Genomic DNA, 5,449 nt, shown 5'->3' with positions numbered 1-5,449 from the left:
GCCGCTCGTAGGCACGCTGCGCCACGTTGCTCTCGTAAATGCCCGTTTTGGCATCCCTGTTCCTGCGAATCTCCCGGGATATCACGGAAGGGCTTCGGTTGATAAACAGGGCTATTTCTTTTTGTAGCTTGCCTTGCTGTAGCATGAGGGTAATTACATACCTTTGCTCTTGGTTGATGTGCGCCATTACAACTTATTTTTAGAGGACTTAGGGGGTAAAGAACCACATTTTTTCCATCGGAGCAGCGAAGGTGAGTAATTCTCATCTTCCTGTTCTGAAAAAATGCAATTCCTTTCTCTCCAATCAATCCTATAAGTTGCATTTGTTACTTGAATTTAGGCTGTCTTTTAATTTGCTGTATTCTCCCTCAGTCATCTTCTCTAACATTAAGTCTTTTAGCTTTTCTGTTCTAGAGGCAAGGACATCATTCAACTTACTTAAATCGTGACTAAATGATGCTAAAACTATTCCACTACTTGCCAACCCTCTTAAAACTTTTTGTTCTTCTTTAAGTTTTTCAATTTCTTCTTCTTTTCTATCCAGTTCACTTGCAAGTATCTCCTTTTCTTTATCTGATTCGGTTTCTGGTTCTTGTTGCGAATTATTATTTGTATTGTTGTTAGCGTTAGACTCTTTTTTAGCTCTACTCTTTGCTAATATTTCATTCTTTAGTTTTTCAGCTTTTTGCCTATCCCTTTCTGGCCCAAATTTGATATTGTCATATTCAGCCATTTCTCTAGCAATGTAGGCTCTATCCTTTTCAAATTCTGAAATAATTTCAGCAATTAATTTTGTGAAAATCTGAAAAGTCTTATTTTCTTGTAGCCCTTCTCTGCTTGATTTATCTTCAAAATTTACGTTTGTAAGTCTCGAAATATTCACAGCACCAGCAACATTTTCAGGTTCAACTTTATACCCACCTTCAGGTTTAGCAATACCAGCAGGGCTAGCTGATTTTCTATTTCCAAGTCCAAGCCAATCAAAAGCAACATTTTTCACCTCTCCATATGGTCTAACTCTAAAATTATCTCGCACAAGTTTAATTCCACCAAATTTATTAAGCCAATCTCTTCTGTTGTTATGCATAAAGTTTCTATTGAAAAACTTTTTAGCTTCAGGTGAAGGCTGTCTTTTTAAAAAGTAAAAAGTAAAATTAAAGACACCTATATTTTTGAATGTGTCATCTTCATCCACCTCTTTAAACCCTTTAATTAGTTCTGAGTAAGTGGTTGTTTTTTCCCAAAATCCCTTAATAAAATCAATTTTCCTAAAATACTCTTTTTGCATTGCCGCTCTATCAAAGAAATCATTGGGAATTAATTCAATATCATATTCGTTTCGGTAAATTTTAATCTTTACATTTTGATTCTCATCAGCATTTGCAACAAGTTTGTAGTCATAATCATCGCAAATAGAGCCAAGAACCTCCCCATATTTATTCTGCATTAATGAACTGTAAACAAATATTTCAAATCCTCCGGCCTCCTTTGGAGGAACTAAAACTTCTAAATCAGAATAAACTTGGTCAACAAAATAGTCTTCCCAATTATCTCGAAGTTCATTTATTTTTAAAACTGTTCCATATTTGAAATCCTTTTCTGATTCAATTTTCGACAAATCAATATTTTCGATTTTAGCTACTATTTCATCTTTTATGAAATCTGTGGTTATGCCAGTTAAAATGGCACCTACTTTATCAATCGTTTTATAATCACCCTCAAAATCCTCCCAATTAACAACCCATTTATATCCTTTGTAGTTTGTCAAATTTCCTTCAATATCTGTATCTGGTTTATGAATCAAAGGGTCTGGATTAAAAATGGTTATCATTTCACACTTACTTCCCAACTTATCTAAGGCAAATCGACCTATGCCTTTTGCGCCTGATTTTACCCTGCCATGTTTTGTGAAAATATCATTGGCTTTATTATCTGTGCCGATTGTCATCCAATGGTCTCTAATGATATTTTGAGTCATTCCCTCTCCGAAATCTATTACATATAGTGACGCAAGTTTAGAAATTAGATTTTTGAACAATATTTTTTTCTCATCATCAATCACATTGTTTAATATGTATTTTTCTTCACTTTCTTGTCTTAAATAAATGTCTTTCAACAGTTCTTCTGAAACGCCTAATTTAATGAGATTTTGAAAATGGGAGTCATTAATTTCTGATAAAAAGGTTGAATATTTATTGTCAAAATATACAATACAAACTTTGCTATCTGCGTCATAGCTGTTCTTGACAAGTTCAATTATTGCTCCTTTAGCATTTGCAATGTTTTCTCTACCAATTAACCTTGCAGTTCTAGCTGAAACTTTAAATGGAATTGTATTTGAGTTAGTGTTTCCCATTACCTCTATTTGTCATTTAATAATTCAGTTAAGCTAACTTTTAGAACCTCCGCAATTTTTACAAGTGTTGTCAATGGTGGTTGAACATCGTTTGTGCACCATCTTGAAACAGTTGCTTCATTCTTGTCAAGTTTCTCAGCAAGCCACTTGCCGCTAATATTCTTCTCAACAAGCACAACCTTTAGTCTATTTATTGCTTTTTTGCTCATTTTAATTGCATATCATGCAAAGATATTGATTTATTTTTAATAGAGTTGTTTTTTTAATTTTCGTTGTCAATAAGTTGAGTGGTCGATTGGCTTTGGGTGTGGTTGGGCAAAATTAATTGTGGTGTTTTTGTGTTGGCAAGTGTATAGATTAAACACCTCTTTTAATTTTGCGAAGGGATGGCTTTTGTCCTCCGATGTCATCACAAATGTTGATATTCGTAAGGTCGCCCTACAATGAGACACAACTCATTAATAAACCTAACTTTTTTGAAGGTTTATATTTTTAAAAGTAGCATTATTTATTTATTGCTCATCAAACGGCGAGCGAATATTTTTTAGTCTCTCTATGCTTACTTATAGGTTTACCTCCAACCTTTCACTCTCCCCTTAAATTGCCTCTCGAAGAGGAAAATTGCTAGGCCGAGAGGCAATTTGCTACCCAGAGAGGCAATTTGCTTCTCTGAGTGAGAAAAAGGTATCTCGGAGAGGCAATTTGCTTCTCGGAGAATCAAAAAGGTTAGTCAGAGAGTCGGCTTCGACTCTCGCAGCAACAACGTAGACTCTCCCGATAGCAATTTTGCTTCTCAGAGAATCCACGCCGACTCTCTGCGATACAATGATGGTTGTGGGGAGAATCCACGCCGACTCTCCGAGAGTCGGCCTCGACTCTCGGCGTAACCACGTCGACTCTCTGAGATACAAAAAAGTTGTTGGGAGAATCCAAGCCGACTCTCGCGGCAACAAAGCCGACTCTCGGCGCTAGAAGCTGGATTCCTGGAAAGCTAAGCTGGTTTTAGCGAGCAGTGAACTCGATTCTAAAAGTTTGGTGGTGGAGTGTTGGAGCGTTGGCGGCAATACGCTGCGTGTGGGGCTCAATGCTCAAAAGGCAAAGATGGAGGTAAATTGCGTTGCCGTGGATTCGGGGAGAGGCAATTTTGTCGGTAAAAAACGAGAGAGGGTCTACCCTGTAGGCGCAGCTGGGAACCTGTGAATCTCAGCTGCTGCTTTTTATGGCGACCCTCTCTCTGTTGGGCGTTGTTGGACTTATGGATGTTTGCCGTAAAAGTCCGATTAACCCCGGTGGTGGTATAGCCATCGGGGTATGGGTGGTTTATTCTTCGTCAGGATGGTTTGATTTGCCCCTGCCGGGGAAGCGGGTCTGTAGGTCCTCGTAAATCGACTTCATGCCGGGAACATCTACCTTGGAGGCGCTTTTTACTGCATTGTAAAAAACAAGTGCGCTGGCATACGCTTCGCTACCGGCGAGCATTGTTGTATCGTCAATCTTTTCGAGCAGCTGCCTTATCGATTTCATAATACTCGAGAGGTCGGTTACTACATTTACCTCATTCTCAAACTGTGTTACATCTAAAAAAGGAGGCACAATAGTCGGATTTTGCTTGGCATAGTCCAACCCTTTAGTTACAAAGGCCAAGGTTTTGTCGCCCATTTTGGCGAGGTTATGCCTGTCGTCGGCCTTGAGGTTAATAAGAAAAGGTAGCTTGCTCTGAATGGAGTCAATCTCATCGAGAATGGTCTTTTTTGTAACAGGTCCTATGGTACCTGTAATTTTCGTTTCCATCTGAATCAGATTTAAGGTTAATAAAATAGTTACTTGCTGTTGCAGTGAGGTATGTTGCCAAAATACTCACTCAACTGGATGCAAGTTATAACCTCTTTTTGTTCAAAAAAATAGCCCATTTGGGCTATATGGGTTGATGGAAAATGGCGAGAAGGCCTATCGGGGGAGCATGGCGAGCCAAAGGGCAGTGGCTTCGGTACGGTTTTCTACGCGAAGCTTTTGAAAAATTTTCCGGAGGTGATTTTTTACTGTTTGTGGGCTGATGTTTAGCTTGGCGGCAATCTCCTTGTTCAAGAGGCCGCGGGTAATGAGCTCCATGATCTCGACTTCGCGACAGGTGAGCTTGAAGCAGTTGTGCTGCTCATTGGCTGGGGTGGGTAAGCTTTGGATGAAACGATTCATAAGCGTAAGCCCGCGGAGCACCTTTCCCTTATTTTGGTAGCTGGCAGATAGCTCGGTTGTGGCGGCTGTTTTGGGGTAAACAGAAGTGGCCGCAACCATTCCATTCTCGATTTCCTGATGTTCGCAAATAATCCGTAGCAGCTCCAGCTCTTGCTCAAGGGGGAGTGTGAGGTGAATAAATGAAATTATTTGCTCCTGGGTAGGGCTGCTCAGCTGGTCTTGGCGCTCATCTCCGATTGTCTCTTCCTGAAGGGCACGTATTATGGCAAGCTTTATCATTGTTTCGGGTTGTGAGTTAAAACAATAAAGCGATGCCTAAAGGTAGCTAATAATGTAATTGGGGGCAATAGTATTTTATGATTTTTTGCGATGGTGAGTGTTCATACCTTAACTCATTATGCCCGAAAACAGAGGCTGCTGGCACTGGAATGGAAAATAAAATATTCTGTGGTTGATTTTTTTTTGGTAGATAATGCTAAGAAATAGAGAGAGTAATATTTACAACGATTATAAATAACAAAAAAGCTTGTCACGTTTTGGCCTTTTTTGGCATATATAAGTGTAGGGGCACTTGTAGCGAATATTGGTTGCTGTCAAGTTTCACAAGATTGTTTATGACAACTTGTTTGATTAATATATTTCAAAGATAAAACTTTATTTTTAAACTCATCAGGTTCTTGTAAAAATATTTCCGGTTTAATTTCGAACCATTTTTCGATAGCTTGAAAAGGTGTTTTCACATTAAGTTCTTTTCTTAAACCTCCGTGTCTTCGGTAGAGAATATAATACATCAAAAACTCAATTAAGCCTTTTTGCATTTCATCCTTATTATTGTATTCAGTTCTTTTAATCGTATTGTTTTTAATGGTTCCATTTGCTCTTTCAACCATACCATTTGTT

Annotated in this window: 5 protein-coding genes and 1 pseudogene; all 6 read right to left on the bottom strand. The window is 38.6% G+C overall.

Going from position 1 to position 5,449, the window contains the following annotated elements; all coding sequences use genetic code 11:
- Nucleotides 1-145: helix-turn-helix domain-containing protein (locus BLS65_RS18850; protein ID WP_317039071.1), on the bottom strand; the 145-nt coding region annotated here is incomplete at its 3' end.
- Between the two features lie 165 nt (nucleotides 146-310).
- Nucleotides 311-2,356, bottom strand: coding sequence for an ATP-binding protein (locus tag BLS65_RS17095; protein ID WP_092441011.1), 2,046 nt, complete (start codon nucleotides 2,354-2,356; stop codon nucleotides 311-313).
- Nucleotides 2,357-2,361: 5 nt separating this feature from the next.
- A complete protein-coding gene (locus BLS65_RS17090) occupies nucleotides 2,362-2,565 on the bottom strand; it encodes a helix-turn-helix transcriptional regulator (RefSeq protein ID WP_092441010.1) in 204 nt (67 codons plus the stop codon).
- A 1,111-nt stretch (nucleotides 2,566-3,676) separates the two neighbouring features.
- Nucleotides 3,677-4,147, bottom strand: a complete 471-nt coding sequence (locus BLS65_RS17085) for a hypothetical protein (protein WP_092441009.1) — start codon at nucleotides 4,145-4,147, stop codon at nucleotides 3,677-3,679.
- 156 nt (nucleotides 4,148-4,303) lie between these two features.
- A complete protein-coding gene (locus BLS65_RS17080) occupies nucleotides 4,304-4,828 on the bottom strand; it encodes a response regulator transcription factor (RefSeq protein WP_092441008.1) in 525 nt (174 codons plus the stop codon).
- 314 nt (nucleotides 4,829-5,142) lie between these two features.
- A pseudogene (locus BLS65_RS18520) lies at nucleotides 5,143-5,449 on the bottom strand (hypothetical protein); the annotation flags it as partial.

It is taken from the genome of Williamwhitmania taraxaci, from assembly GCF_900096565.1.
In the GTDB taxonomy this organism is placed as follows: domain Bacteria; phylum Bacteroidota; class Bacteroidia; order Bacteroidales; family Williamwhitmaniaceae; genus Williamwhitmania; species Williamwhitmania taraxaci.
This window is presented reverse-complemented; position numbering and strand designations above follow the sequence as displayed.